This is a genomic window from Aminomonas paucivorans DSM 12260 (assembly GCF_000165795.1).
Classification (GTDB): domain Bacteria; phylum Synergistota; class Synergistia; order Synergistales; family Synergistaceae; genus Aminomonas; species Aminomonas paucivorans.
In genome coordinates this window covers 1,717,692-1,742,675 of sequence record NZ_CM001022.1, presented here as the reverse complement: position 1 = coordinate 1,742,675, position 24,984 = coordinate 1,717,692, and the positions used below count along the sequence as shown (strand labels likewise).

Genomic DNA, 24,984 nt, shown 5'->3' with positions numbered 1-24,984 from the left:
TGGGGGGAATGGACGTGGCCAAGACGATTCGCATCAAGCTTAAGGCGTTCGATCATCGGGTTCTAGATGCCTCTGCGGTCCAGATCGCCGACACGGCGGAGCGGACCGGGGCCAGGGTTTCCGGCCCCATCCCGCTGCCCACGGAGATCAAGAAGTACACCATCCTGAAGTCCCCTCACAAGGACAAGGATGCGAGGGAACAGTACGAGCTGCGGACCCACAAGCGACTCATCGACATCGTCGATCCCACGCAGAAGACGATGGAAGCGCTCATGCAGCTCAACCTTCCTTCGGGAGTGGACATCCAGATCAAGCTGTAGCGCGAGGGAAGCGTTGGGTCGAAAGGAGTGAAAGCGGAAGATGAGCATGGGGATCTTGGGCCGCAAGGTCGGAATGACCCAAGTGTTTGACGCCGAAGGCAAGGCGGTCCCCGTCACGGTGATCGAGGCGGGCCCTTGCCCGGTGGTGGAAGTGCGCACCCCGGACAAGAACCAGTACAGCGCGGTCCAGCTCGGCTTCGGTGACGTGAAACCCCAGAGGCTGAACAAGCCTGTGCGGGGGTACTACGCGAAGCAGGATGTCGCGCCGAAGCGCTGGCTCCGGGAGTTCCGGGTCGAAGAGGGCCACGGATTCGACAAGGGCCAGGAAGTTCGGGCGGATCTCTTCGCCGAAGGGGAAACGGTCGACGTCATCGGGGTCAGCAAGGGGAAAGGCTTCGCGGGCGTCATCAAGCGCTTCCACTTCGGAGGCGGCCCTGCCAGCCACGGTGCGTCGAAGTTTCATCGTCAGCCCGGCTCCAGCGGTGCGAGCAGCTACCCGGGGCACATCTTCAAGGGAAAGACGATGCCTGGCCGCATGGGAGGAGAGCGGGTCACGGTGAAGAACCTTCGGGTGTTCGCCGTGGACGTGGAGAACAATCTGATCCTCCTGCGCGGAGCCGTTCCCGGGGCGAAGGACGGTCTCGTCCTCATCCGGAAGACCGCGGAATAAGGCAAGGAGGAACAGACATGCCTCGGGTCAAGCAAGTCAACTTTCAGGGCGACGTGATCGGGGAATTCGAACTCTCCGACGCGGTGTTTTCCGCCCCCGTCCACGCGCCCGCCATGCACCAGGTCGTGGTGGCCCATTTGGCCAACTGCCGGCTGGGGACCCACGACACCAAGGACCGCGGCGAGGTCCGGGGCGGCGGCAGGAAGCCCTGGCGACAGAAGCACACCGGAAGGGCTCGGCAGGGTAGCACCCGTTCTCCCATCTGGGTGGGCGGCGGTGTGGCCCATGGGCCCCATCCCCGGGACTACCATCAGAAGGTCAACAAGAAGGTCCGGCGGCTAGCCCTGCGCAGCGCCCTGACCCTGAAGGCCCAGGAAGAGGTTCTGCTGGTCCTGGATCGCTTTGACCTGGATGCCCCCAAGACGAAGGCCATGCTGGCCTTTCTTGGCAAGGTGCAGAGCGGCAAGAAGCCCCTTCTGGTGACCCATGAGTCGGACCCCCGGGTCCATAAGTCGGCGGCCAACATCCCCGGCGCTGCGGTCCTGCACGTGGACAGCCTCAACGTGTACGACCTGCTGCACCACGACCAGCTCATCGTCACCGCCGAAGCAGCGCGCAAGATCGAGGAGGTGTTCGGCCGATGAACCTTCTGGCCCACGACATTCTTCTGCGCCCCATCGTCACGGAGAAGAGCAGCCGCATGATGGAGCACAACCAGTACACCTTCGAAGTGCACCGGGATGCCAACAAGATCCAGATCCGCAAGGCCGTGGAGACGGTTTTCAAGGTGAAGGTCCTGAAGGTGCACACCGTGCAGGTGCGGTCGAAGCCCAAACGCCTTGGCGCGTTTTTAGGACGCTCGCGCTCGTGGAAAAAGGCCTTCGTCAAACTGGCCCCGGGCGAACGCATCGAGTTCTTTGAAGGCGCTGGCGCCTGAGGCAGGAGGGAATCAGGATGGGAATGAAGAAGTACCGCCCCACGACCCCCGGCCGTCGTTTCATGGTGACCCCGAGCTTTGAGGAGGTTACCAAGAAAACCCCGGAGCGCAGTCTCTTGAAGTCCATCAAGCACAGCGCGGGCCGCAACAACCTGGGGCGCATCACCATGCGTCACCGGGGCGGCGGTGCGCGCACCCAGTACCGCATCGTGGATTTCAAGCGGGACAAGCTGGGTGTGCCCGGGAAAGTGGCTGCGGTGGAGTACGATCCGAACCGCTCCGCCCGCATTGCCCTCATCCACTACCTGGACGGGGAGAAGCGCTACATCCTTTGCCCGGTGGGGCTAAAGGTGGGCGATCAGATCATGGCGGGTCCGGCGGCGGACATCCGCCCCGGCAATGCCCTGAAGCTTAAAGACATCCCCGTGGGCACCGTAGTCCACAACATCGAGCTGGAGCCCGGTCGGGGGGGCGTCCTGGTCCGGTCCGCCGGAGCCAGCGCCCAGCTCATGGCGAAGGAGAACAAATACGCCTTCATCCGGATGCCCAGCGGGGAGCTGCGGTTGGTTCTCCAGGAGTGCGCCGCCACGGTGGGGCAGGTGGGCAACGAGGATCATGAGAACGCCGTCTCCGGCAAGGCGGGAAGGACCCGTTGGAAGGGGCGTCGGCCCCATGTCCGCGGCATGGTGATGAACCCCGTGGATCACCCCATGGGTGGCGGCGAAGGCCGGAGCAAGTCCCACAAACACCCGGTTTCGCCCTGGGGTACCCCCGCAAAGGGTTACCGCACCCGGAAGGCGAAGCCGTCCGACAAGTTCATCGTCCGTCGTCGGAACAAGTAAGGTAGGAGGGACTCGAAGATGGCTCGATCGCTGAAAAAGGGGCCCTATGTAGATGCGAAGCTCCTCCGTCGAGTGGAGGAGATGAACGATTCGGGGAAGAAGCGCGTCCTGAAAAGCTGGGCGAGGCGCTCCAGTATCACCCCGGAGATGGTGGGACACACCATCGCGGTGCACAACGGGAGGACCCACATCCCCGTGTTCATCGGCGACAACATGGTGGGACACAAGCTGGGGGAGTTCGCCCCGACCCGCAAGTTCGGCGGCCACGCGGGGCAGGAACGCTCCTCGAAGTCGAGGTAGGGAGGGCCATCATGGAAGCGAAGGCGATGGCGTGGCAGGTTCGCATTTCCGCGACCAAGGTCCGGCAGATTCTTCCCCTGATTCGGGGCAAGAAGGCCGGAGAGGCACTGATGACCCTGCGGTACACCCCCAAGAAGGGTGCGAAACTGGTGGAAAAGGTCCTCCGCAGCGCCGTGGCGAATGCGGAGCACAATCTGGGTCTGGATATGGACAAGCTCGTGGTGGTCACCGCCACGGCGGACCAGGGGACCTACATGAAGCGTTTTCGGCCGGCGTCCATGGGGCGAGCCCATGCTTTCCGGCATCACACGAGCCACATCACCGTGGTCGTGGCCGAACGTTAGGAGGAGGGGTGACGGTGGGCCAGAAAGTTCACCCGGTGGGATACCGCCTCGGCGTGATTTACGACTGGGAATCCCGGTGGTACGCCGACAAGAAGACCTACGCGAAGAATCTGCACGAGGACCTGAGGCTGCGCCAATGGGTCAAGAAGCGTTGGGGACACGCAGGCATCAGCCGCATTGAGATCGAGCGCATCGGAAACGTCATGCGCTTTACGGTGTGGACCGCCCGTCCTGGCGTGGTCATCGGCAAGGGTGGCGCGGAGATCCAGGCGGTGCGTGAGGAACTCCAGAAGAAGACCGGCAACAGGGTCATGATCAACATCCAGGAGATGAAGAACGCCGACGCGGATGCCCAGGTGGTTTCCGAAGGGGTGGCTTCTTCCCTGGAGCGGCGGGTCAGCTTTCGCCGGGCCATGAAGCAGTCCATCTTCCGCGCCATGAAGGCCGGGGCAAAGGGCATCAAGATCCAGTGCTCCGGGCGCCTGGGCGGCGCGGAGATTGCCCGCACCGAGTGGTATCTGGAGGGGCAGCTGCCCCTCTCGACGCTCCGGGCGGACATCAGCTACGGGTATGCGGTCAGCCGGACCATCTACGGCGTCATCGGCGTCAAGGTCTGGATCTACAAAGGCGAGATCATTGGCGGCGCCAAGGCGCAGCCCGAGGCGGTTTCGAGGAACAGGGGGTAAGTCGGCATGCTGTCGCCGAAACGAGTCAAGTATCGCAAGCCCCATCGCTCTCCCCTGCGGGGCGTTTCCAAGGGCGCCACGGCGGTGGATTTCGGGGAGTTTGGCCTTCAGGCCCAGGAGAACGGCTGGATCACTGCCCGCCAGATTGAGGCGGTTCGTGTGGCCATCTCCCGGAAGATGAAGAAGGGTGGCAAGATCTGGATCCGGATCTTCCCAGACCGCCCCCTTACCCGGAAGCCCATGGAAACCCGTATGGGTAAGGGGAAGGGAAACGTGGAATACTGGACCGCCGCAGTCAAGCGTGGTCGGGTCATGTTCGAGATCGCCGGTGTGCCTCGGGAAGTGGCCGTCGAGGCGTTCCGTACCGCTTCCTTCAAGCTTCCCATCAAGGTCAAGATGCTGGTGCGGGAAGGGGCAGGTGAATGACCATGGATGCGAAGGAACTTCGCGCCCTCTCCCCGGAGGAACTCCGGGAAAAGCATCGCCAGAGCAAGGAAGAGCTGTTTAACCTGCGCTTCCAGAGCGCCGTGGGACAGTTGACCAACACGTCCCGTATCCGTGAAGTGAAGCGGACTATCGCCCGGATTCTCACGGTCCTCCGCGACAAGGAGACCGGGGAAGTGGCCGCGGGTGTGAGGAGGTAGCGGACCATGGAGGAGCGTACACCCCACCGCAAGGTCCGGACCGGCGTCGTCGTCAGCGACAAAATGGACAAGACCGTGGTGGTTCGCATCGATCGCATGTCGAAGCATAGCCTTTACGGGAAGCCGGTCCTTCGTGTGAAGAAATACAAAGCTCACGATGAGGCGAACGAGTGCCGCATCGGAGATCGGGTCCAGATTGAGGAGACTCGGCCCCTGAGCCGCGACAAGTGCTGGCGCGTGGCGGAGATCCTGGAACGGGCCCCGATCCTGGGTGGCGAGGCCGCCCCTTCCGAGGAGGAATAGACCGTGATCCAGCTGCGTACGGTGCTCAACGTGGCGGACAACTCGGGAGCGAAGAAGGTCCTGTGCATCCAGGTGCGCGGGGGCAGCTTCCGGAAGGTGGGTTCGGTGGGGGACATAATCGTCGCGGCGGTTAAGGAAGCCATCCCGAACAGCAACATCAGCAAGGGTGACGTCGTCAAGGCGGTCATCGTGCGCACGAAGAAAGAGATCCGCCGCAAGGACGGTTCCTATGTCCGGTTTGACGACAACGCGGCGGTGATCATCGACAACAACGGGGATCCCAAGGGCACCCGCATCTTCGGCCCCGTTGCCCGGGAGCTTCGGGAGAAGCGCTACATGCGCATCGTCTCCCTGGCCCCGGAAGTCGTGTAGGAGGCGGATCCCCATGTCCATGCGCATCAAGACGGGCGATCGCGTCTACGTCCTTTCGGGCAAGGATCGCGGCAAGGAAGGCAAGGTCCTGCGTCGGAACGTCGGCAAAGACCTGATCGTCGTCGAAAACGTCAACATGGTCACCAAGAGCGTCAAGCCGACCCAGAAGAACCCCAAGGGCGGTCTGGTCAAGCAGGAGGCGGCCCTGCACGCCTGCAAGGTCATGCTGGTTTGCCCCTCTTGCGGGAAACCCACGCGGATCGGCCGGGCTTTCCTGGATAACGGCCGCAAGGTTCGGGTGTGCAAGAAGTGCGGCGAAGTCGTGGATAAGGTCTAGGAGGTGGAGCGAACGATGGAACCCCGTCTTTTCGGAAAGTACAAGTCCGAGGCCGCTCCTCGCCTGAAGACCCGCTTCCAGTACGGGAACGTCATGGAAGTGCCCCGGCTTGTGAAGGTGGTCCTCAACATCGGGGTGAACGAGGCCAAGCTGGACATGAAGTACATGGAGGCGAGCATCAACGAGCTGACCATCATCTCCGGTCAGCGTCCCATGATGAAACGCGCCAAGAAATCCGTCGCGGGCTTCAAGGTCCGCGAGGGCATGCCCGTGGCTTGTTGCGTCACCCTGCGCGGTACTCGCATGTGGGAGTTCGTGGATCGGCTCATCAGCATGGCGCTACCGAGGATCAAGGACTTCCAGGGCGTCTCGAATCGGGGCTTCGACGGCCGGGGGAACTACAACCTAGGGCTCCGGGAGCAGCTGATCTTTCCGGAGATCGACTATGACAAGGTCATCCGGCAGAGGGGGATGAACATCTCCTTCGTGACCACAGCGAAGACCGACGACGAGGCCCAGGCGCTCTTGGCGGAGCTTGGAATGCCGTTCGCCCGGTAAGGAGGGGAAGAACCCGATGTCCCGAAAGTGTCTGGAGAACAAGGCTCAGATGGAGCCGAAGTTCAAGGTCCGCAAGTACAACCGGTGCCCGATTTGTGGACGGCCCCGGGGTTTCCTGCGGATGTTCAACATGTGCCGTTGCTGTTTCCGCAGCTTGGCCCGCGAGGGAAAGATCCCTGGCGTGGTCAAGTCGAGCTGGTAGCGACGGGAGCGACGAAGGGGGGATTTCCACATGCACCTCACCGATCCCATCGCGGATATGCTCACGCGCATCCGAAACGCCAACACGGTCTACCACGAAATGGTGGACATGCCGTTGTCGAAGATGAAGGTCGAAGTGGCCCGCATCCTGAAGGATGAGGGGTACATCCGCAACTACAAGACCATCACCGACGCGAAGAAGCCCGTACCGGTCCTTCGGCTTTTCATGAACTACGGACCCAACCGGGAACGAGTGATCCAGGGGATCCGGCGGATCAGCAAGCCGGGACGCCGGGTTTTCGTCGGGACGGAAGAACTCCCGAAGGTCATGGGTGGCCTGGGGATCGCGCTGGTCTCCACGTCCCATGGCATGATGACGGACGCTCAGGCCCGCAAGCAGGGGCTGGGCGGCGAAGTCGTCTGCTTCGTCTGGTAGGAGGGCTTAGGGAATGTCTCGAATCGGACGCAAACCCATACCTCTGCCCAAGGGCGTCACGGTGACCGTCCTGGACTCCGAGGTGACGGTGAAGGGGGCGAAGGGGACGCTTCAGTTCCGCACCCTCCCCAACATCCAGGTGGCCGTGGAGGACTCCCAGGTTCTGGTCACCCGGGCGAACGACGACAAGCCCGTTCGGGCCGCCCACGGGATGACCCGGGCGATCCTGAACAACATGGTGGTCGGGGTCAGCCAGGGTTTTGAGAAGCAACTGGAGATCATTGGCGTGGGGTACCGCGCCCAGATGCAGGGGAAGAAGCTGGTCCTTTCCCTGGGGTTCTCCCACCCCGTGGAGGTGGATCCCCCTGCGGGGATCGAGCTGGCCGCGGACGGCCCCACGAAGATTGCCGTCCGGGGCGTCGACCGCCAGCAGGTGGGACAGATGGCGGCCATCATCCGGGGGTATCGCCCCCCGGAGCCCTACAAGGGCAAGGGCATCCGTTACGTGGGTGAGTACGTCATCCGCAAGGCCGGGAAAGCCGGAAGCAAGTAAGGCGAGGTGAAGGTCGTGATCTCCGAACGCAGTCGCAATGCAATGCGCGAACTCCGCCACCGCCGCTTGCGCCGGGACCTTTCCGGCACATCGGAAAGGCCGCGGCTTGCGGTGTTCCGCAGCCTGAAGCACATCTACGCCCAGGTGGTGGACGACGAGAGCGGGCGGACGCTGGTGGCAGCGTCCACCCTGGAGAAGAGCATCAAAGAGGCCATGAAGAGCACCGGGGACCAGGAAGCGGCGAAGGCCGTGGGCAAGCAGATCGCGGAGAAGGCTCTGGCGAAGGGCATCACTGCGGTGGTCTTTGACCGGGGTGGCCATATCTACCACGGCCGCGTCAAGGCGCTGGCCGAAGCGGCGCGCGAAGCGGGCCTGAAGTTCTAAGGAGGGACAGCCTGTGGCGATGAACGCAAGGAATGCCTCGTCCACCAAGGGGTCCGATCTGAACGAGCGCGTCGTAGCCATCAACCGGGTCAGCAAGGTTGTGAAGGGCGGAAAGCGCTTCAAGTTCAGCGTTCTCGTGGTGGTGGGTGACGGATTTGGGCAGGTGGGTGTCGGCATGGGGAAGGCTCGGGAGATTTCCGAGGCCGTCCGCAAGGGCATCGACCACGCGAAAAAGGGAATGGTGACCCTGAAGAAGACCGGGCACACCATCCCGCACCCCATCCTCGGCAAGTTCGGGGCGGCGGAGGTCCTCCTCAAGCCTGCGGCGCCGGGGACGGGAGTCATCGCGGGGGCGGTGGTCCGAGCCATCATGGAGCTGGGGGGAGTCAAGGACGTGCTGACCAAGGTCATCGGTCGGACCTCCAACCCCATCAACGTGGCCTATGCCACCTTCGAAGGGGTCAAGGCGCTTCGTTCCCCCGAGGAGATCCATCGGTTGCGCGGCAAAGAACGGCGCCCCGCGGCGCAGGATGCTTAAGGGAGGTCGGAAGGCATGGCAAAGCTGACCATCACCTGGAAGCACAGCGCCATCGGGAGGCCGGACCGTCAGGGGCTCACCATCCGGGCCCTGGGTCTGCGGAAACTCCACCAGACGGTGACCCATGAGGATACCCCGCAGATTCGCGGCATGATCCGCGCGGTGGAGCACCTCGTGGAGTGGTCCGTCGAGGAATAGGAGGAAGGACGATGAAGCTGCACGAACTTTCCCCCGCCCCGGGGGCCCACAAGAAGGCCAAGCGCATCGGCCTCGGCTTGGGCAGCGGGCACGGCAAGACGGCGTGCAAGGGAACCAAGGGACACAAAGCCCGGGCGGGCGGCGGTGTCCGCGCTGGCTTCGAGGGCGGTCAGATGCCTCTGGTCCGGCGGATCCCGAAGCGGGGCTTCAGCAATGATCGGCACAAGGTGACCTATCAGGGCATCAACATCGGAGTCCTGGACGGCCGCTTCGAGAGCGGTGCCGTGGTGGACCTGGCCGCTCTCCTGGCTCAGGGACTCCTGGGCCGTTTCTCCGGCCCCGTGAAGATTCTGGGGGATGGGGAACTGACAAAGGCCCTGACGGTGCGTGCCCATGCCTTTAGCGCCGGAGCGGCTCGGAAGATTGAGGCGGCGGGCGGCAAGGCCGAGGTGATCTAGGTGATCGACTCCTTCCGGGACGCGTTCCGACTGCCGGATCTCAAACGACGGTTTCTCTTCGTCCTGGCGGCCCTGTTCGTGTATCGCCTCGGAGCCCACATCCCCACGCCGGGGATCGACCCCGAGGCGATGGCCCAGCTTTTCGAAAAGGGCGGCGTGCTCGGATTCTTCGACCTCTTCGCCGGGGGCGCTCTGAGGCGGTTCAGCATCTTCGCCCTGGGAGTGGTGCCCTACATCAACTCCAGCATCGTGATGCAGCTTCTCGTGGTGGTGGTTCCGACACTGGAGAAGATGCAGAAGGACGGAGAAGAAGGACGCAAGAAGATCGTCCAGTACACTCGTTACGGGACGGTACTCTTTGCCTTGATCCAGGCGGTGGGCATGACGGTGTGGCTTGGCAACCTGGGGATCTTCGCTGGCGGTTTCCTGGACGCCGTGGTGGTCACCGTCACGGTGACGGCGGGTTCCCTGGCGGTGATGTGGCTCGGGGAAATCATGTCGGACCACGGCATCGGCAACGGGATTTCCCTCCTGATCTTCGCGGGTATCGTGGCGCGAATTCCCGAGGCCATCATCCAGACCTTTTCCCTGGTCCGGATGGGAGAAATGAACGTCCTGGTGCTCCTGCTCGCGGTGCTCCTGATGGTTGGGGTCATCGCCGGTTGCGTGCTCCTCCAGGAGGGACAAAGGAAGCTTCCGGTGCAGTACGCCAAGCGGGTCGTGGGCAACCGGGTCTACGGGGGACAGAGCACCTTCATCCCTCTCCGGGTGAACACCGCAGGGGTCATCCCCATCATCTTCGCCTCCTCGGTGCTTCTGTTTCCCTACACCCTTGCCGGGTTCTTTCCCGGGAGCGTGGCGAAGGCGATTCAAAACGCCTTTGCCCCCAGTAGTCCCATCTACATGATCCTTTATGTGGGACTCATCGTGTTCTTCGCCTACTTCTACACCGCCGTGGTCTTCAATCCGGAGGAAGTGGCGAACAACATGAAGAAGTACGGTGGGTTCATCCTGGGGATTCGTCCCGGCAAACCCACATCCGATTACATCGAGAAGGTCATGTCCCGCATCACCCTGGGAGGTTCCTTGGCCTTGGCCCTGGTGGCGGTGATCCCGACCTTCATGTCGGGACTCATGAACATCAACACCTTCTACTTCGGGGGAACCTCCGTGCTAATCGTCGTGGGGGTTGCTCTGGACACGGTCCACCAGATCGAAGGCCAGCTCCTGATGAGGCATTACGACGGCATCCTGAAGCGCCGGAACAAGACCGGCGGGCTTCTGAACCTGTAGGTCCAGGACGAGATCATGCGATTGATCCTTCTTGGCCCTCCCGGGGCCGGCAAGGGAACACAGGCTGCCAGCGTCATCGAAAGGTTTACCATCCCCCATCTTTCTACCGGGGACATGTTGCGGGACCACGTGAAGCGAGGAACAGTTCTGGGGGTTGAAGCCAAGTCCTTTATGGATTCGGGAAAGCTGGTTCCCGACGGGCTGATCATCGCCATGATGGAGGATCGGCTTCGCCAAGAGGACTGCGGGAGGGGCTTTCTGCTAGACGGTTTTCCCCGAACCCTCCCCCAGGCGGAGGCGCTGGATGCGCTTCTGAGCCGGTTGGGCGTCTCCTTGGATGCGGTGGTCCTTCTGGATGTGACCGACGGGGTGGTGGTGGAGCGTCTCTGCGGACGGAGAGTCTGCAAGGACTGCGGTGCCATCTACCACGTCTCCTTTCATCCCTCTCGGGTCTCCGGCATCTGCGACCTTTGCGGTGGGGAGCTGGTCCAGCGGGACGACGATCGGGAGGATGTCATTCGGAAGCGCCTTGGGGTGTACCATGAGCAGACTTCTCCCCTGGTGGCGTACTACGAGAAGCAGGACATCCTGCGGCGGGTCAACGCGGAAGGGGCACCGGATGCGGTGTGCCGGAACCTTGAAAAGCAAGGAGGCGCTGCGTGATCACGTTCAAGAACGACCCTGACCTGGTCGCCATGCGGAAGGCCGGGAAGGTCGTTGCGGACGTGCTGCGGCATCTTCGGGATCTGGTCCGGCCTGGCGTGGATACGTGGACCTTGGATCAGGCGGCGGAGGAACTTCTCTCCAAGGAGAACGCCAAACCCGCCTTCAAGGGATATCGCGTGCCGGGAATCCCCAAGCCCTTCCCCGGCACCATCTGTGCCTCCATCAACCAGGAAGTGGTCCACGGGATTCCCTCGAAGGACCGGGTTTTGGTGGAAGGGGACATCCTGAGCGTGGACATGGGCGCCCTGGTAGGGGGGTTCTACGGGGATGCCGCCTGCACGTACCCCGTGGGGGCCATCTCCGAGGCCCGGGAAAAACTTCTGGCGGTCACGCTGAAGGGGCTCCACGAGGGGATCGCCTGCGTGCGGGACGGTGCCACCGTGGGAGATGTGGGGCATGCGGTGGAACGTACCGTGTTGGCGGAAGGTTGCGGTCTTGTGCGGGAGTACGCGGGGCACGGAATCGGCAGACACCTGCATGAGTCCCCCCAGGTGCCGAACTACGGGAAGCCGGGGACGGGCATCACCCTCAAATCGCGCATGACCATCTGCATCGAACCGATGGTGATGAGCGGCAAGGAAGCGGTCAAGAGTTTGTCGGACGGATGGACCGTGGTGACCGTCGATGGCTCCGATGCAGCACACTTTGAACATGCGGTCCTGGTCACCGCAGAAGGGCACGAGATCCTGACCCCATGGGAAACTTAGGGGACGGAGCGATCCCGGAGCTTGTGCCCGGAAGGGTGGTAAGGGTCCGGAAGGGCCACGACGCGGGACTCTGGTGCGTGGTGGTCGAAACGGATCCGGAAAGCGGAAGGGTTCTTCTGGTGGACGGCAGTCTCCATCCTGTGGACCGCCCCAAGAGGAAGAACCCGAAACACCTTCAGGTGACCCGTACGGTTCTCGAAGACGTGGCAGCTCGCCTCGCCAGCGGAAAAAGCCTGGACAACGGATGGCTTGCCCGGCGGATCGCCGCCCTTCGGGATCGGGGTGACGCTTCGTGAACTCAAGGAGGTCGAGGCAGCCGCATGGCGAAGGATGATGTGATCGAAGTTCGGGGCAAGGTGGTGGAACCGCTTCCAAACGCCATGTTCCGTGTGGAGCTGGAGAACGGACACCGGATCCTGGCCCACGTCTCGGGGAAGATGCGGATGCACTTCATTCGGATCTTGCCGGGCGACAAGGTCCTGGTTCAGGTTTCGCCCTATGACTTGACACGGGGGCGAATTGTGTATAGATATAAATAGTTTGCCCTTCGATAATCGCCGCTCTCGAAGCGGCTTCGGACTTGCGTTCAAGGAGGATGTTTCGGCATGAAAGTGAAGACTTCCGTCAAGCCGATCTGCGAATACTGCCGCATCATCAAGAGGCATGGGGTGGTGCGGATCATCTGCAGCCGGAATCCGCGTCACAAGCAGCGTCAGGGAGCAAGGAGGTAGGAGCGACCCATGGCTCGTATTGCAGGTGTGGACCTTCCCCGCGAGAAGCGGGTAGAGATCGCGTTGACCTACATTTTCGGCATCGGCCTCACCTCGTCCAAGAAGATCCTGGCGGCCACGGGGGTGAACCCCGACACGCGCACGAAGGATCTGACGGACGAAGAGGCGCAGCGGATCCGGAACGAGATCGAGAACCAGTTCAAGGTCGAGGGGGATCTGCGCCGAGAAGTGGCGATGAACATCAAACGTTTGATGGACATCGGTTGTTATCGTGGGCTGCGTCATCGGCTGGGTCTTCCGGTTCGGGGGCAGCGTACCCGGACCAACGCCCGGACCCGTAAGGGACCGAAGCGCACCGTGGCCGGCAAGAAGAAGGCCGTCAAATAGGCCCAGTCGCCTGAGGAGGGAAAACGCGTGGCCAAGCGTGTTCAGCGCAGGAGTAAGCGCAAGGAAAAGAAGCACATCAGCTATGGAGTGGCCCATGTCTACTCCACCTTCAATAACACCATCGTGACCCTGACGGACAAGCAGGGGAATGCCCTTTCCTGGGCGTCCGGCGGGAACGTGGGCTTCAAGGGGACCAGGAAATCTACCCCCTATGCGGCGCAGATGTCCGCGGCCCAGGCCGCCAAGGTGGCCCAGGACCATGGGGTCGTGGAGATCGATGTCGTGGTGAAGGGGCCCGGCCCGGGCCGGGAGTCCGCGATCCGTTCCCTGCAGGCTGCGGGCCTGCAGGTGAACCTGATTAAGGACGCCACGCCCATTCCCCACAACGGTTGCCGCCCTCCCAAGCGGCGCCGGGTTTGATCGGCTCGGAAGGAGGGCCTTTGCTCAATGAGTAGATATACCGGTCCCGTGTGCAGGCTCTGCCGTGCCGAGGGGACGAAGCTCTTTCTGAAGGGCGACCGTTGCTACACGGAGCGGTGCGCCATGGCGAAGCGGAATAGCAAGCCGGGACAGCACGGCACGCGCCGGACCAAGACCAGCGAATATGGTCTGCGTCTCCGGGAAAAGCAGAAACTGCGGCGCTTCTACGGACTCAACGAATCCCAGTTCGCGCAGATTTACGAGAAGGCCGCGGCCATGCCGGGGCAGACGGGTCACGACTTCCTCCAGCTTCTGGAGCGGCGTCTGGACAACGTGGTCTATCGGCTGGGACTTGCAGTGAGCCGTCGTCAGGCCCGGGAGTTGGTTCGCCACGGGCATTTCCTCGTGAACGGACGGAAGCTGGACATCCCCAGCGCGGTGCTCCGGGCCGGGGATGTGGTTTCGGTGCGGGAAAAAAGTCGGGACGTCGCGGTCCTGAAGGGCAATGCGGAGGTTGCAGCCTCCCGAGCCGTTCCCGCCTGGCTCGAGATCAACGGAGAAGCCATGAGTGGACGTGTCGTCACCCTGCCCGTTCGGGAGCAGATCGAGGTGCCGGTGAACGAACAGCTCGTGGTGGAATTCTATGCTCGATAACGACGGGAAGGGTGGGGGAACCTTGGAACACGATCGTCACGAGATCATCGTGGAGGAGATCACCCCCTCCTACGGTCGGATTGTTCTGGAACCCCTGGAGAGAGGTTACGGGATCACCCTGGGCAATGCCCTGCGGCGGGTCCTCCTCTCCTCCATTCCTGGCGCCAGCATTTCCGCGGTTCGGATTGAAGGGGTTCTTCACGAGTTCAGCACCGTGCCGGGAGTTCGGGAGGACGTGATCGAGCTTCTGGTGAACCTGAAGCACGTGCCCCTGCGCTGCTACAATGCGGAACTGAAGACCCTCCACCTTGAGGTGGAGGGTCCCAAGACCGTAACGGCGGCGGATATCCAGCCGGATGCGGACGTGGAATACGTGGACCCGGAGGCGGTGATCTGCACCCTGGAAGCGGGGCACCGGATCTCCATGGATCTGTATGTGGAACAGGGGATCGGCTACGCCGCCATCGACCGGCCCAGGCCGGCCTACCTCCCCGTGGACGCCCTGCTGATCGACGCCGTCTTCTCCCCTGCAAAGCGGGTGAAGTACGAGGTCCAGGACGTGCGGATGGGACAGCGGACCGACTACGACCGGCTGGTTCTGGAGGTGTGGACCAACGGGGTGGTGACGCCGAAGGAAGCGGTGGCAAAGGCCTCGGCCATCTTGGAGGGGTACTTCCGGTCCTTGACCAACGTCCTTTCGTCTCGCCCCAGCCAGGGCGGTGCCCTGCCGGAGGATGCCATCAGCTCCGAGGGCGAAGGGGTGCCGGCGGAAGGGGATCCTGCCGAAGAACCTGTGCGTTTCTTCGAGAATGCCCTTCTTGCACGCCCCGTTCGGGACCTGGAACTTTCGGTGCGCAGTGAGAACTGCCTACTTCGCGGTGGAGTCCACGTGATCGGCGATCTGGTGGGTCGGGCACGCGAGGATCTGCTGAAGATCCGCAATCTGGGCAAGATCTCCCTCAAGGAGATTGAGGAGAAACTGGAGAAGTTCGGCCTGTCCTTGGGAGGAGAACCTCTCTCCGACCTGGGAGAGACTGAAGATGACCTTCCGGAAACGAAGGAGGAAGAAACTCGATGAGACATCGCATGAGCATGCGCCGCCTGGGGCGGTATGGTTCCCATCGGCACGCCATGCTGAGCAACCTTGCGGCGAGCCTCTTTCTGGAGGGGAGCCTTGTGACCACCGTGACCCGGGCAAAGGAACTTCGCCGGGTGGCGGAGAGGATGATTACCCGGGCCAAGTCGGGGACGCTTCATGACCGTCGCGTCGTGGTGAGCGACATGGCCCACAAGGAAGCGATCCAGAAGCTGTTCAACGAAATCGGGCCGAAGTTCGTCCACCGTCCCGGTGGGTACACCCGCATCGTGAAGCTGGGAAACCGGGTGGGGGATGCCTCGCCCATGGCGGTCATCGAGCTGGTCGACTAGATGCTCCCAGTGGACGCCGGGGGGGCGTGCTCGTTCCGCAAGGTCGGGTACGTCTACCCCGGTTCGCAGTCTCGTGCCTTGGAAGGGCTCGACCTGGAGGTTGCCCGGGGGGAGTGGATTGCCCTACTGGGAGCCAACGGTTCGGGAAAATCGACCTTCGCCAGATTGTGCAACGCCCTGCTGATCCCGACGCAGGGCGATTGTTCTGTGCTGGGGTTGGATACCCGCGTCCCCGCAAACGCGGAGCGGATCCGCCGGGGGGTTGCCATGGTGTTCCAGAATCCGGAGAACCAGATCGTGGCCTCGGTGGTGGAGGAGGAAACGGCTTTCGGCCCCGAGAACCTGGGGCTCCCCCCTCAGGAGATCCGCGCTCGGGTCGACCAGGCTCTTCGTGTGGTGGGGCTTTGGGAAAAACGGCGAGCCGCCACTTATGCCCTTTCCGGTGGCCAAAAACAGCGGCTGGCCCTGGCGGGGGCCCTGGCCCTGGACCCGGAGGTCCTGGTGTTGGATGAGGCCACAGCCATGGTGGACCCGAGGGGGCGCGCGGACTTCGTCTCCCTCTTGGGAAGGCTCCACCGGCAGGGCAAGACCCTGATCCAGATCACCCACCGTCTGGAGGAGATTGTGGAGGCGGATCGGGTGGTGGTGCTGAACGGCGGGGTCAAAGTCTTCGACGGAGCCCCTCAAGGATTGTTCGACCTCCCCAAGGAGGCCGCCGCGTGGGGGTTGGGGATCCCCCCGCTCGTCTCGCTGCGGCGCTTTCTGCTGGAAAAAGGCCTGATCCCCGAACAGACGCCCCCCCGGGTGGAGGCGCTGGAGGGTGCCCTATGTCCCTAGTCGTGGAAAACCTGAGCCATACCTACCACCCCGGAACTCCCCTGGAAACGCAGGCCCTTCAGAGGGTTTCCTTTCGTCTGGAACCGGGGCAGTGGGTTTCCCTGGTGGGACACACGGGGAGCGGGAAATCCACCCTGGCGCAGCATCTCAACGCCCTGATCCCCCCCCAGTCCGGCAAGGTTTCGGTGGATGGCCTCGATACCCAGTCTGCCCCCAAGATCCTTCGAGAGATCCGCAGGAAGGTGGGGTTGGTGTTTCAGTTCCCGGAACAGCAGCTCTTTGCGGAATCCCTGGAGGAGGAGCTGGCCTTCGGCCCCAGGAACTGGGGGTTCCCTCCCGAGGAGGTCCGGGAGCGGGTCTTGCGCGCCCTGGCGTCGGTGGGACTGCCGGTCTCCCTGTTGGAGACGAGTCCCCTGAACCTTTCGGGGGGGCAGAAGAGGCGCGTGGCCATTGCCTCGGTCATCGCTTCCGGCCCGGACTACCTCGTGCTGGACGAGCCCACGGCGGGGCTGGACGCCCGGGGCGTGGAGGAGCTGCTTCACCTCCTGGGGACCCTCCAATCCCGAGGGGTGGGGATCTGCTACATCACCCACGATCTGGAGCTGGCCCTGTCTCGAAGCGAACGCATCCTGGTGCTGCAGGAAGGAAAGACCCTTTCCTGGGGCACCCCCGAGGAGATCGTCCAGGAACTGCAGTCCCGCGAGATGGAGGGGTTGGTCCTCCCCCCGATCCTGGAGCTGGCGCACCACCTCCGGGACCGGGGACGATCCGTTCCCCTGACGTGGGACTGGAACCGCCTCGCCTCCGCGTTGGCCGCAAGGGAGGGAAGACCGTGAAGTTTCTCAACCACCTCACCTTGGGGCAGTACGTCCCCACGGATTCCCCGATCCATCATCTGGACCCGCGGTCCAAGATCCTCAGTACGTTGGTGCTGTTGTCGGGGGTCTTCGGGGTGGAGCACCCCGTGGCGTTTGCGGCCTGGGGAGGGCTTCTCCTGGGGATCTGTGCCCTGTCACGGCTTCACCTCCGCCTGGTTTTCGGGGCGGCGCGGCCGGTGCTGTGGCTTTTGGTGTTCACGGCGTTGCTCCACCTTCTCTTTACCCCCGGCGTCCCGGTCCTGATCCTGGGACCGGTGGACGTGACCCGGGAGGGGGTCGTCCTGGCCTCCCGCATGGGGCTTCGGCTTCTCTTTCTGGTGCTTTTCGCGGGGCTGCTGACCCTGACCACCAGTCCCATGGAATTGGCGGACGGCATGGAACGGCTCCTGTCTCCCCTGGCCCGCTTCGGGTTTCCGGCCCACGAGATGGCCATGATGATGACCATCGCCCTCCGGTTCATTCCTACCCTGCTGGACGAAACGGATCGAATCCTGAAGGCCCAGCTCTCCCGAGGGGCCAACCTCGACCAGGGCGGCTTCCTGCGCCGAATCCGGGCCTTCGTTCCGGTTCTGGTCCCCCTTTTCGTGATCGTCTTCCAGCGGGCGGAGGATCTGGCGACGGCCATGGAATCCCGCTGCTATCGGGGAGGGGTGGGGCGGACGCGCATGAACCCTCTTCGCTGGGGGCGCGGGGAGACGCTGGGGCTCACGGTGTCCGTGGGGGTCGTGGGAGCCCTGACGCTGTTGGATCGCTGGATCTGAGAATGCCCCGGTATGCCGCAGAGGTCGCCTACGTCGGCGCCTCCTTCGCCGGCTTCCAGGCCCAGCCGAATCGCCCCTCGGTGCAGGGGGTCCTTGAGGCGGCGCTGGAAGCCCTGTCAGGGTCTCCGGTGCGCTGCCACGGGGCAGGGCGCACCGACGCGGGGGTCCACGCCCGGGGGCAGGTGGTGCATTTCGACTTGCCCCGGCCCTGGGATCCGTTTCGCCTTCGGGGAGCCATGGCGGCCCACCTTCCCCCTTCGGTCGAAATCCTTCAGGTGGCGCAGGTACCCGACTCTTTCCACGCCCGCTTCGACGCGCTGTGGAGGGAGTACCGCTTCTTCCTGTGGAATCAGGCGGCCTGCGTCCCGCACCTTCGTCCCTTCGTCTGGTGGGTCAAAAGCCCTCTGGACTGGACCCTCGTCCAGCATCTTCTCCCTTCGCTTCGGGGTCGGCACGATTTCGGCGCGTTCTGCCGCAGCGTCGATCGGCCGGAAGATTCGTGGAGGACCCTCCTCCACGTGTCCTGTCGGCGTCGGGGGCCCTTCATCCGCTTCCGGTTTCGAGGGGACGGTTTCCTCACCAACATGGTGCGGATCCTCGTAGGGACCCTGGAAGGGGTGGCCCGGGGAGGGATGGAGCCGGAGGCTTTTCTGAACCTGCTGGAGGGAGGCTGCCGAAGCGAGGCGGGACGCACCGCCCCCCCCCAGGGGCTCTTCTTCTGGCGTGTGGGCTACGCCCCCTCTCCCTGGGCGACCCCCTCATCTTTCCACGACAGAGTACAATAGACCGGCATACCTGACGTTCGCTCCCCTCCACCGGAAGGGAGTTACAGGGACAAGGAGGAATCCTTCGTGTGGGGCAAGGATATCGGCATTGACCTGGGGACCGCCACGGTCCTCATCTTCATCAAAGACAAGGGCGTGGTCCTTCGGGAACCTTCGGTGGTGGCCATGGACCAGAACAACGGACGGATCCTCGCGGTAGGGGAGGACGCCAAACAGATGCTGGGGAGGACCCCCGGCAACGTGGTGGCGGTCCGTCCCCTGCGCGACGGGGTCATTGCGGACTACACCATGACGGAGGTCATGCTTCGGCAGTTCATCAAGAAGGTCACCTCGGGCATGGAGCGGGTGGTGCGACACCGCGTGATGATCTGTGTCCCCTCCGGCGCCACGGACGTGGAGCGACGGGCGGTGCTGGAGGCGGCCATCGAGGTGGGAGCCAAGGAAGCGTACCTGATCGAGGAGCCCATGGCCGCAGCCATCGGGGCGGGGCTGTCCATCGGGGAGCCCCGGGGCAACATGGTGGTGGACATCGGCGGGGGCACCACGGACATCGCGGTCATCTCCCTGGGGGGGATCGTGGTTTCCGAATCCCTGCGGGTGGGAGGGGACAAGTTCGACGAGTCCATCATGCGCTATGCCCGGAAGCAGTTCAACCTCGCCGTGGGGGAACAGACCGCGGAGGAGCTGAAGATGAACATCGGCACCTGCTTCCCCCAGGGCGAAGAGATGGTCATGGACGTTCGAGGCCGGGACCTGGTCCAGGGGCTTCCTCGGCAGATTCAGGTCACCAGCGGCGACGTCGCCAAGGCCATCGAGGAGTCCGTCCTGGCCATCGTCTCGGGAATCCGCAATGTCCTGGAGCTAACGCCTCCCGAGCTGGCTGCCGATATCATTGACAGGGGAATCATCCTCACCGGCGGCGGAGCGCTTCTTCGCGGGTTGCCTCAACTGGTGACGGAGCAGACGGAGATCAACACCATCGTCGCGGATCACCCCTTGGAGTGCGTCGCCCTGGGAACGGGCAAAGCCCTGCAGGAACTGGACCAGCTCAAGGAATCGGGCACGGTCCTTTCCGCCTTCCGCAAGGGAGGACGACGCCGTTAGCGAGGAGGCGAGGCTTTGTTTCGAGGCATTTATTCGGGAACTTCGGCCATGTTGGTCCAGGAGAAGATGCTCGACGTGGTAGGAAACAACTTGGCCAACGTGGACACTTCCGGCTTTCGGGCTCGCATCGCCGTCAACAAGTCCTTTCCGGAGGTCCTGATGGACCGGGTGGAGCGCTACCCCGAAGAGGGGATCGGCCCGAAGCGCTTCAACCCCCGGGGGAGGGTTCCCATCGGAACCCTTTCCCTGGCCAACGTCCTTCACGAGACCGCCATGCGGACAGCCCCGGGGGTCATGCAGGTGACCAACGCCCCTCTGGACGTGGCGCTGCAGGAAGAGGGGTTTTTCGTGGTGCAGGACGGGGCGGGGAACACCTTCTACACCCGTTCGGGGCACTTCCAGAAGAACGATCAGGGGCAGCTGGTCACCCACGACGGCATGCTCGTCCAGGGAGACGGGGGAGCTGTGGAGATCGGCGATGCCGTGCGGTACAGCCTCAACGATCGGGGACAGCTTCTGGTGAACGGAGCGGTGGCGGGGCAGCTCCAAGTGGTACGTTTCCCCACCCCCACGAGGATGCGCCACGTGGGCAAGTCCCTGTTGGCGGAGACGCCCGATTCGGGCGCTCCGGAGGAAGTGGAGCAACCCAAGGTGGCCGTGGGCTTCCTGGAGCGGTCCAACGTCAACGTGGTGGAGGAGATGTCCCGGATGATCGAGGCGAATCGGGCCTATGAGGTCGCGGCCAAGACCGTCACCATCCAGGACGAGCTGACGTCTCGCCTGTCCAGCGCCTTCGGACGGGTGAGTTAATCCGTTTTTTCGGGAGGGGTAGAACATGATCCGTTCCCTTTGGTCCGGAGCCACGGGCATGATCGCGCAGCAGACCAACTTGGACGTGGTGTCCAACAACTTGGCCAACGTGAATACCTCGGGCTACAAAAAGGTCCGGGCGGACTTCCAGGATTTGATGTACCAGATCGACCGGGAACCCGGGGCGCCGGTGGAACCCGCGTCCATGATCCCCACGGGGATTCAGGTGGGCTTGGGGACTCGCGTGGTCGGCACCAGCCGCATCATGGGAGAGGGCAACATCCAGACGACGGGAAACCCCACGGACGTGGCCATCGAGGGGGATGGATTCTATCAGGTCACCCTGCCCGACGGCACCCTGGCCTACACCCGGGACGGCGCCTGGCGCATCGACGGGAACGGGCAGATCGTCACCAGTGACGGGTTTCTCCTGGAGCCGGCCATTACCATCCCGGACAACATGAAGGAACTCATCATCAGCACCACGGGGCAGGTTTCGGTTCTCCTGCCTGGGGATCCGAATCCCCAGGAGATCGGACAGATCCAGCTGGCTCGGTTCGTCAACCCCGGCGGCCTGCGGGCTTCCGGAAAGAACCTCTTCCTGGAGACTCCCGCCAGCGGGGCCCCCATCGTGGGCAACCCGGGGGACGACGGACTGGGAGCCACGCTCCAGCGAGTGCTGGAAATGGCCAACGTCCAGGTGGTGGAGGAGATGGTGAACATGATCGTGGCCCAGAGGGCCTATGAGGCCAACTCCAAGACCATTTCCACCGCCGACGAGTTGTTGCGCATCGCCAACAACCTCCGGCGCTGATCCCAGGAGCGGGATCCTTGGCGCTTCGTAGCTGTCTGCGGCGGTGGAGGCTGGGGCCTTCCCGCCGTTTCTTCTTTGGTCTGGTCGCTTTGTTTCTCCTGTGCGAGGCGACGTGGGGAGAGGCGACGGCCCCTCGCCTCGTGGTGGTCCTTCCGGAGGCGATCTGCCCGAGGGGAAGCTCGGTCTTCCTCGGGGAATACGCTTCCCTGGAGGGGGAACAGGAGCTGGTGGATCGGGCTTCCCTGGCTCCTCTTTCCCTTTCCGGGGGAAAACTGACCCGGGGGCAGGTGGTGGCGGCGCTGCAGGATCAGGGTCTGGCGGGGATTCCCGTTCGCCTCCAGATGCCCACCTCGGTGACCTTGGGGCAGGAAGACCCCTTGGAAGGGCGAATCCGCAGGGCGGCGCACTGGCCCTGGCGGGTGGCGGCCCGCCCCGATCGGCCGGTGGACCCGGCGACCCCGCTCCCTCCGGGTCTTCGAAGCGGCATGAGGAGCGTCTCCCTGAACGTGGCGACATCGGAGGAACCGGCTCGCTTCGTCCGCGTGGTCCTTCGGTGGTACCAGCCGCAGGTGGTGGCGAAGAGCCCTCTCCGCAAGGGAGAGACGATCCGGCGGGAGGACGTGTTCCTGCGCCTGGGGATCCAGGACACCTACAGGCTCCTTGCCCACTCCTTCCAACAGGTGGAGGGGAAGGTGCTCCGGATCCCCGTGAAGGCGGGGGTTCCCGTGGCCATGGAGGTGTTGGTTCGGGACGAGGTGGTGCACGCGGGGAACCAGGTGGTCCTATCCAGCGTCGTAGGCTCCGTGGCGGTGGAGGCGAAGGGGAGGGCCCTTGAGCAGGGAGCGGTGGGTGATACCATTCGAGTGCGGAACCTGGATACTCGCCAGATCGTCTCGGGGGTCGTGATTGGCCCGGGGCGCGTGGAGATTCTGCAGAAGGAGGATGGAGGCGTATGAGCTGCCGCAGCGCGGGGGAAGGGCTCCTTCTTCGGGGGCTCCTGTTCCTGGTGGTTCTTGCGTGCGGTTGGGGGCTTCCGCTTCAGCCTTGCGGCGCCGAGTCGCTGTGGCAGGAGGACGCCAACCTCTTTACGGATCGGAAGCCTTCGAAGGTGGGGGACATCGTCACGGTCCTGGTGCAGGAGACCACGGACACCAAGGACGAGGGGAAGACCACCGCCAAGAAGACCGACAAGAGCGGAGTGCAGGATTGGACTGGGGTGTTCGATTTCCTCCGGGGATTCGTCATCGGGGCAGCCTCGGACACCACGGGGGACGGTAAATCGGAGCGGAAACATCACATCAAGACGTCCATCGGTTGCGTGGTCACGGAGATCACACCTGGGGGCAACCTGGTCCTCCTGGGGACGAGGGACCTCATGACCCAGGCGGAGAAGATGCAGGTGAGCTTTACCGGCGTGGTCCGACCCGAAGATATCGGTCCGAACAACACCGTCTCCAGCAACCGGGTGGCCAACGCGGAAATCCGGGTGGAGGGCAAGGGGTCCATCAGCCGTCTCCAAAAGCCGGGCATCTTCACGCAGATCCTCCAGAGCATCTTCTAGTGAAGGGCGCAACGGGAAAGGAAGGGAAGGACGTGGGTGGAAATGCGGGGGCAGGGAGGTTCCTCCTGGGGATCCTCTCGTGCCTTGCGATGCTCCTGTCGGCAGGAAGCGCATCGGCCCTGGAGGTCCGGGTGAAGGACGTGGCGGTCCTCGAAGGGGCCCGCCCCAACCAACTCGTGGGAATGGGGCTGGTGGTGGGGCTCCAGGGAACGGGGGACAAGGGGGACATGGCCATGAGGATGATGTCCAACATGTCCTCTCGTTTCGGCCTGACCATTGACCCCAAGCTGGTCAAGTCCAAGAACGTGGCTCTGGTGTCCGTTACCTGCGAACTGCCTCCCTTCGTGGTCCCCGGTCAGACGCTGGACGTTCTGGTGAGCGCCGCGGGAGACGCCAAGAGCCTCCAGGGAGGCGTCCTGCTTCAGACGCCCCTCAAGGCGGCCAACGGAAAGGTCTACGCCGTGGCACAGGGTTCCCTTTCCCTGGGAGGGTTCAGCGCCGGGGGGCAAGGAGCTCAGGTCAGCAAGAACGTCACCACCGTGGGACGAGTCCCCGGGGGGGCCATCGTGGAACAGGGAACGGAATCCTCCTTCGTCCCCGGAGGTCGCATGAGTCTGCTGCTCCGCCAGCCTGACTTCACCACCGCAACTCGGGTGGCCAAGGCCATCAACAAGCACCATGGGCAGGTGGCCCGGGTGGTGGACGCGGGTCGGGTGGAGGTAGCGGTGCCCGCTTCCTACGGCGATTCTCCCGCCTCTTTCGTGGCGGCCCTGGAGGGGTTGACCCTGGTCCCCGATTCGGTGGCCCGGGTGGTGGTGAACGAACGTACCGGAACCGTGGTGATGGGGGGGAACGTGCGCATCGGGAGCGCCGCCGTGGCCCACGGCAACCTCACCGTCCGGGTGAGCGAGAACCCCCAGGTCAGCCAGCCCAACCCCTTGGGGCAGGGCCAGACCGCCGTGGTCCCTCGCACGGATCTGCAGGCCCAGGAAGGTCAGGGGCAGGTGGTGGCCTTGCCCGAGTCCTCCACGGTGACGGACCTGGTGCGGGCGCTGAACGCGGTGGGGGCGACCCCCCGGGATCTCATCCCCATCCTGCAGGCCCTCGACCAGGCCGGAGCGCTGCACGGTCAGCTCATCATCCAATAAGGAGGGATGCTCCATGAGCAGAATCGGGTCCCTGCCGCCCCTGATGGCGAACCCCACCGACCCTCAGGAGGTCCTGAAGCGGAAGGAAAAGCAGCTGGAAAAGGCCTGCAAGCAGTTCGAAGGGGTTTTTCTGGCTTCCCTATGGAAGGAAATGATGGCCAGTGCCCGCCGCCTGGGAGGGGAGGACCGCAAGCGTCCCTTCGGTCCCATGGAGGACACGGCGGTGGAGATGGCCTCCGAAGCCCTGAGCGAAGCGGAGGGCGTGGGGCTTTGGAAGGTCCTCTACGACCAGCTTCAGGGGTCTCTCTCTGCGGAGGTCTCGGCGGGAGGCAAGGAAAAGAGGATTTCCGCGGGTGGATGAATTGTGGTTTGCAGACGGTTTAGATTTTACCTGTCTGGAATGTGGGCGTTGTTGTCGCGGTGAGCCTGGGGCCATCTGGGTCACTCCGGAGGAGATGCAACGCCTGGCAAGGCACATGGAGCTGACGGAGGAGGAGTTTTCCCGTCGTTTCATGACGAAGCGATGGGGAAGGCCGAGCCTCGTGGAACGAAAGAACGGTGACTGCATCTTCCTTGACGCGGAAAAGTGCCGGTGTCTGGTCTATGGCCTTCGCCCTGCTCAGTGTAGCCTTTTCCCCTTTTGGCCCTCCCTGCTGCGCTCCCGGGAGAGCTGGGAAGAGGCACGGGAGAGATGCCCCGGAATGGGACAGGGACGGCATTTTTCCCAAGAGGAGATCCTGGCGATGCTGGCGAAGTCCCCCTTTTTTGAACTGTAGGACAAGGGCGCCCGGGCGTGAAACCTGGGTGCCCTTTTTGGGTTCCGTTTCGTGTACTGACCAATAGGTTGTTGAACCTGGAA

At 63.5% G+C, this 24,984-nt stretch carries 44 protein-coding genes; all 44 read left to right on the top strand.

The window, feature by feature from the left end; genetic code table 11:
- The first annotated feature begins 14 nt into the window (after positions 1 to 14).
- The 44 genes from rpsJ (at position 15) to APAU_RS08100 (ending at position 24,901) form a co-directional block, all read left to right on the top strand.
- Positions 15 to 320: a 30S ribosomal protein S10 gene (gene rpsJ, locus APAU_RS08310; RefSeq protein WP_040345917.1), complete on the top strand. Its 306-nt coding sequence runs from the start codon at positions 15 to 17 to the stop codon at positions 318 to 320.
- A 40-nt stretch (positions 321 to 360) separates the two neighbouring features.
- The gene (gene rplC, locus APAU_RS08305) at positions 361 to 990 is read left to right on the top strand and encodes a 50S ribosomal protein L3 (RefSeq protein WP_006301281.1); all 630 of its coding nucleotides are present in this window, start codon (positions 361 to 363) and stop codon (positions 988 to 990) included.
- Positions 991 to 1,007: 17 nt separating this feature from the next.
- On the top strand, positions 1,008 to 1,634 hold the full coding sequence (gene rplD, locus APAU_RS08300) for a 50S ribosomal protein L4 (RefSeq protein ID WP_006301280.1): 627 nt from the start codon (positions 1,008 to 1,010) through the stop codon (positions 1,632 to 1,634).
- Entirely contained in the window at positions 1,631 to 1,927 is a 297-nt protein-coding gene (rplW, locus tag APAU_RS08295) for a 50S ribosomal protein L23 (protein WP_006301279.1), read from the top strand. Before rplD ends, rplW begins: the two co-directional genes overlap by 4 nt.
- A 17-nt stretch (positions 1,928 to 1,944) precedes the next feature.
- Positions 1,945 to 2,769 carry a 50S ribosomal protein L2 gene (gene rplB / locus APAU_RS08290; RefSeq protein ID WP_006301278.1) on the top strand — a complete coding sequence of 275 codons (825 nt, stop codon included), beginning with the start codon at positions 1,945 to 1,947 and terminating at the stop codon, positions 2,767 to 2,769.
- An 18-nt stretch (positions 2,770 to 2,787) separates the two neighbouring features.
- A complete protein-coding gene (rpsS, locus tag APAU_RS08285; protein WP_006301277.1) occupies positions 2,788 to 3,069 on the top strand; it encodes a 30S ribosomal protein S19 in 282 nt (93 codons plus the stop codon).
- Positions 3,070 to 3,080: 11 nt separating this feature from the next.
- Positions 3,081 to 3,413 carry a 50S ribosomal protein L22 gene (rplV, locus tag APAU_RS08280; protein WP_006301276.1) on the top strand — a complete coding sequence of 111 codons (333 nt, stop codon included), beginning with the start codon at positions 3,081 to 3,083 and terminating at the stop codon, positions 3,411 to 3,413.
- A gap of 14 nt (positions 3,414 to 3,427) precedes the next feature.
- Positions 3,428 to 4,099: a 30S ribosomal protein S3 gene (gene rpsC / locus APAU_RS08275; RefSeq protein WP_006301275.1), complete on the top strand. Its 672-nt coding sequence runs from the start codon at positions 3,428 to 3,430 to the stop codon at positions 4,097 to 4,099.
- 6 nt (positions 4,100 to 4,105) lie between these two features.
- Entirely contained in the window at positions 4,106 to 4,525 is a 420-nt protein-coding gene (gene rplP, locus APAU_RS08270) for a 50S ribosomal protein L16 (protein WP_006301274.1), read from the top strand.
- A 2-nt stretch (positions 4,526 to 4,527) separates the two neighbouring features.
- Positions 4,528 to 4,743 carry a 50S ribosomal protein L29 gene (gene rpmC / locus APAU_RS08265; protein WP_040345915.1) on the top strand — a complete coding sequence of 72 codons (216 nt, stop codon included), beginning with the start codon at positions 4,528 to 4,530 and terminating at the stop codon, positions 4,741 to 4,743.
- A gap of 6 nt (positions 4,744 to 4,749) precedes the next feature.
- Positions 4,750 to 5,046 (top strand): 30S ribosomal protein S17, encoded by a 297-nt coding sequence (rpsQ, locus tag APAU_RS08260; RefSeq protein WP_006301271.1) that lies wholly within the window; start codon positions 4,750 to 4,752, stop codon positions 5,044 to 5,046.
- A 3-nt stretch (positions 5,047 to 5,049) separates the two neighbouring features.
- Positions 5,050 to 5,418, top strand: a complete 369-nt coding sequence (rplN, locus tag APAU_RS08255; protein WP_006301270.1) for a 50S ribosomal protein L14 — start codon at positions 5,050 to 5,052, stop codon at positions 5,416 to 5,418.
- Between the two features lie 13 nt (positions 5,419 to 5,431).
- Positions 5,432 to 5,755: a 50S ribosomal protein L24 gene (gene rplX, locus APAU_RS08250; protein WP_006301269.1), complete on the top strand. Its 324-nt coding sequence runs from the start codon at positions 5,432 to 5,434 to the stop codon at positions 5,753 to 5,755.
- Positions 5,756 to 5,770: 15 nt separating this feature from the next.
- Positions 5,771 to 6,313, top strand: coding sequence for a 50S ribosomal protein L5 (gene rplE / locus APAU_RS08245; protein ID WP_006301268.1), 543 nt, complete (start codon positions 5,771 to 5,773; stop codon positions 6,311 to 6,313).
- Between the two features lie 16 nt (positions 6,314 to 6,329).
- Entirely contained in the window at positions 6,330 to 6,515 is a 186-nt protein-coding gene (locus APAU_RS08240; RefSeq protein WP_006301267.1) for a type Z 30S ribosomal protein S14, read from the top strand.
- 30 nt (positions 6,516 to 6,545) lie between these two features.
- On the top strand, positions 6,546 to 6,950 hold the full coding sequence (rpsH, locus tag APAU_RS08235; protein WP_006301266.1) for a 30S ribosomal protein S8: 405 nt from the start codon (positions 6,546 to 6,548) through the stop codon (positions 6,948 to 6,950).
- Positions 6,951 to 6,963: 13 nt separating this feature from the next.
- Positions 6,964 to 7,503 carry a 50S ribosomal protein L6 gene (gene rplF, locus APAU_RS08230; protein WP_006301265.1) on the top strand — a complete coding sequence of 180 codons (540 nt, stop codon included), beginning with the start codon at positions 6,964 to 6,966 and terminating at the stop codon, positions 7,501 to 7,503.
- A gap of 15 nt (positions 7,504 to 7,518) precedes the next feature.
- Positions 7,519 to 7,887 carry a 50S ribosomal protein L18 gene (rplR, locus tag APAU_RS08225; protein WP_006301264.1) on the top strand — a complete coding sequence of 123 codons (369 nt, stop codon included), beginning with the start codon at positions 7,519 to 7,521 and terminating at the stop codon, positions 7,885 to 7,887.
- A 19-nt stretch (positions 7,888 to 7,906) separates the two neighbouring features.
- Positions 7,907 to 8,425 (top strand): 30S ribosomal protein S5, encoded by a 519-nt coding sequence (gene rpsE / locus APAU_RS08220; RefSeq protein WP_040345005.1) that lies wholly within the window; start codon positions 7,907 to 7,909, stop codon positions 8,423 to 8,425.
- Positions 8,426 to 8,440: 15 nt separating this feature from the next.
- The gene (gene rpmD / locus APAU_RS08215; RefSeq protein WP_006301261.1) at positions 8,441 to 8,623 is read left to right on the top strand and encodes a 50S ribosomal protein L30; all 183 of its coding nucleotides are present in this window, start codon (positions 8,441 to 8,443) and stop codon (positions 8,621 to 8,623) included.
- Between the two features lie 11 nt (positions 8,624 to 8,634).
- Entirely contained in the window at positions 8,635 to 9,081 is a 447-nt protein-coding gene (gene rplO, locus APAU_RS08210; protein WP_006301260.1) for a 50S ribosomal protein L15, read from the top strand.
- A complete protein-coding gene (secY, locus tag APAU_RS08205) occupies positions 9,082 to 10,374 on the top strand; it encodes a preprotein translocase subunit SecY (RefSeq protein WP_006301259.1) in 1,293 nt (430 codons plus the stop codon).
- Positions 10,375 to 10,389: 15 nt separating this feature from the next.
- The gene (locus tag APAU_RS08200; RefSeq protein WP_006301258.1) at positions 10,390 to 11,037 is read left to right on the top strand and encodes an adenylate kinase; all 648 of its coding nucleotides are present in this window, start codon (positions 10,390 to 10,392) and stop codon (positions 11,035 to 11,037) included.
- Positions 11,034 to 11,807: a type I methionyl aminopeptidase gene (gene map / locus APAU_RS08195; protein ID WP_006301257.1), complete on the top strand. Its 774-nt coding sequence runs from the start codon at positions 11,034 to 11,036 to the stop codon at positions 11,805 to 11,807. The genes APAU_RS08200 and map overlap by 4 nt, the downstream gene beginning before the upstream one ends.
- 35 nt (positions 11,808 to 11,842) lie before the next feature.
- Positions 11,843 to 12,103, top strand: a complete 261-nt coding sequence (locus APAU_RS08190) for a KOW domain-containing RNA-binding protein (protein WP_232207722.1) — start codon at positions 11,843 to 11,845, stop codon at positions 12,101 to 12,103.
- 24 nt (positions 12,104 to 12,127) lie between these two features.
- Positions 12,128 to 12,346 carry a translation initiation factor IF-1 gene (infA, locus tag APAU_RS08185; protein WP_006301255.1) on the top strand — a complete coding sequence of 73 codons (219 nt, stop codon included), beginning with the start codon at positions 12,128 to 12,130 and terminating at the stop codon, positions 12,344 to 12,346.
- A gap of 66 nt (positions 12,347 to 12,412) precedes the next feature.
- Complete coding sequence (rpmJ, locus tag APAU_RS13050) at positions 12,413 to 12,538, top strand: 50S ribosomal protein L36 (RefSeq protein WP_006301254.1); 126 nt, start codon at positions 12,413 to 12,415, stop codon at positions 12,536 to 12,538.
- A gap of 9 nt (positions 12,539 to 12,547) precedes the next feature.
- Positions 12,548 to 12,925 (top strand): 30S ribosomal protein S13, encoded by a 378-nt coding sequence (rpsM, locus tag APAU_RS08180; protein WP_006301253.1) that lies wholly within the window; start codon positions 12,548 to 12,550, stop codon positions 12,923 to 12,925.
- Between the two features lie 27 nt (positions 12,926 to 12,952).
- Positions 12,953 to 13,345 (top strand): 30S ribosomal protein S11, encoded by a 393-nt coding sequence (gene rpsK / locus APAU_RS08175; RefSeq protein WP_006301252.1) that lies wholly within the window; start codon positions 12,953 to 12,955, stop codon positions 13,343 to 13,345.
- Between the two features lie 27 nt (positions 13,346 to 13,372).
- Complete coding sequence (gene rpsD, locus APAU_RS08170; RefSeq protein WP_006301251.1) at positions 13,373 to 13,999, top strand: 30S ribosomal protein S4; 627 nt, start codon at positions 13,373 to 13,375, stop codon at positions 13,997 to 13,999.
- Positions 14,000 to 14,021: 22 nt separating this feature from the next.
- Positions 14,022 to 15,077 carry a DNA-directed RNA polymerase subunit alpha gene (locus tag APAU_RS08165; RefSeq protein WP_040345000.1) on the top strand — a complete coding sequence of 352 codons (1,056 nt, stop codon included), beginning with the start codon at positions 14,022 to 14,024 and terminating at the stop codon, positions 15,075 to 15,077.
- On the top strand, positions 15,074 to 15,427 hold the full coding sequence (gene rplQ / locus APAU_RS08160) for a 50S ribosomal protein L17 (protein WP_006301249.1): 354 nt from the start codon (positions 15,074 to 15,076) through the stop codon (positions 15,425 to 15,427). The genes APAU_RS08165 and rplQ overlap by 4 nt, the downstream gene beginning before the upstream one ends.
- Positions 15,428 to 16,264, top strand: coding sequence for an ATP-binding cassette domain-containing protein (locus APAU_RS08155; protein ID WP_006301248.1), 837 nt, complete (start codon positions 15,428 to 15,430; stop codon positions 16,262 to 16,264).
- Positions 16,255 to 17,100 (top strand): ATP-binding cassette domain-containing protein, encoded by an 846-nt coding sequence (locus APAU_RS08150; RefSeq protein ID WP_006301247.1) that lies wholly within the window; start codon positions 16,255 to 16,257, stop codon positions 17,098 to 17,100. The genes APAU_RS08155 and APAU_RS08150 overlap by 10 nt, the downstream gene beginning before the upstream one ends.
- Entirely contained in the window at positions 17,097 to 17,903 is an 807-nt protein-coding gene (locus APAU_RS08145; protein WP_006301246.1) for an energy-coupling factor transporter transmembrane component T family protein, read from the top strand. Before APAU_RS08150 ends, APAU_RS08145 begins: the two co-directional genes overlap by 4 nt.
- Before the next feature lie 2 nt (positions 17,904 to 17,905).
- Positions 17,906 to 18,688, top strand: a complete 783-nt coding sequence (gene truA / locus APAU_RS08140; protein WP_006301245.1) for a tRNA pseudouridine(38-40) synthase TruA — start codon at positions 17,906 to 17,908, stop codon at positions 18,686 to 18,688.
- 66 nt (positions 18,689 to 18,754) lie between these two features.
- Positions 18,755 to 19,792 carry a rod shape-determining protein gene (gene mreB, locus APAU_RS08135; protein WP_006301244.1) on the top strand — a complete coding sequence of 346 codons (1,038 nt, stop codon included), beginning with the start codon at positions 18,755 to 18,757 and terminating at the stop codon, positions 19,790 to 19,792.
- Between the two features lie 15 nt (positions 19,793 to 19,807).
- A complete protein-coding gene (locus APAU_RS08130; RefSeq protein ID WP_006301243.1) occupies positions 19,808 to 20,602 on the top strand; it encodes a flagellar hook-basal body protein in 795 nt (264 codons plus the stop codon).
- 25 nt (positions 20,603 to 20,627) lie between these two features.
- Positions 20,628 to 21,416, top strand: coding sequence for a flagellar basal-body rod protein FlgG (gene flgG / locus APAU_RS08125; RefSeq protein ID WP_006301242.1), 789 nt, complete (start codon positions 20,628 to 20,630; stop codon positions 21,414 to 21,416).
- Positions 21,417 to 21,433: 17 nt separating this feature from the next.
- Positions 21,434 to 22,372, top strand: a complete 939-nt coding sequence (gene flgA, locus APAU_RS12615; RefSeq protein WP_006301241.1) for a flagellar basal body P-ring formation chaperone FlgA — start codon at positions 21,434 to 21,436, stop codon at positions 22,370 to 22,372.
- A complete protein-coding gene (locus APAU_RS08115; protein ID WP_006301240.1) occupies positions 22,369 to 22,977 on the top strand; it encodes a flagellar basal body L-ring protein FlgH in 609 nt (202 codons plus the stop codon). Before flgA ends, APAU_RS08115 begins: the two co-directional genes overlap by 4 nt.
- Positions 22,978 to 23,009: 32 nt before the next feature.
- Positions 23,010 to 24,125 (top strand): flagellar basal body P-ring protein FlgI, encoded by a 1,116-nt coding sequence (locus tag APAU_RS08110; protein WP_006301239.1) that lies wholly within the window; start codon positions 23,010 to 23,012, stop codon positions 24,123 to 24,125.
- A 13-nt stretch (positions 24,126 to 24,138) separates the two neighbouring features.
- Positions 24,139 to 24,486, top strand: a complete 348-nt coding sequence (locus tag APAU_RS08105) for a hypothetical protein (protein WP_006301238.1) — start codon at positions 24,139 to 24,141, stop codon at positions 24,484 to 24,486.
- Positions 24,479 to 24,901, top strand: coding sequence for a YkgJ family cysteine cluster protein (locus APAU_RS08100; protein WP_006301237.1), 423 nt, complete (start codon positions 24,479 to 24,481; stop codon positions 24,899 to 24,901). The genes APAU_RS08105 and APAU_RS08100 overlap by 8 nt, the downstream gene beginning before the upstream one ends.
- Positions 24,902 to 24,984 lie beyond the last annotated feature (83 nt).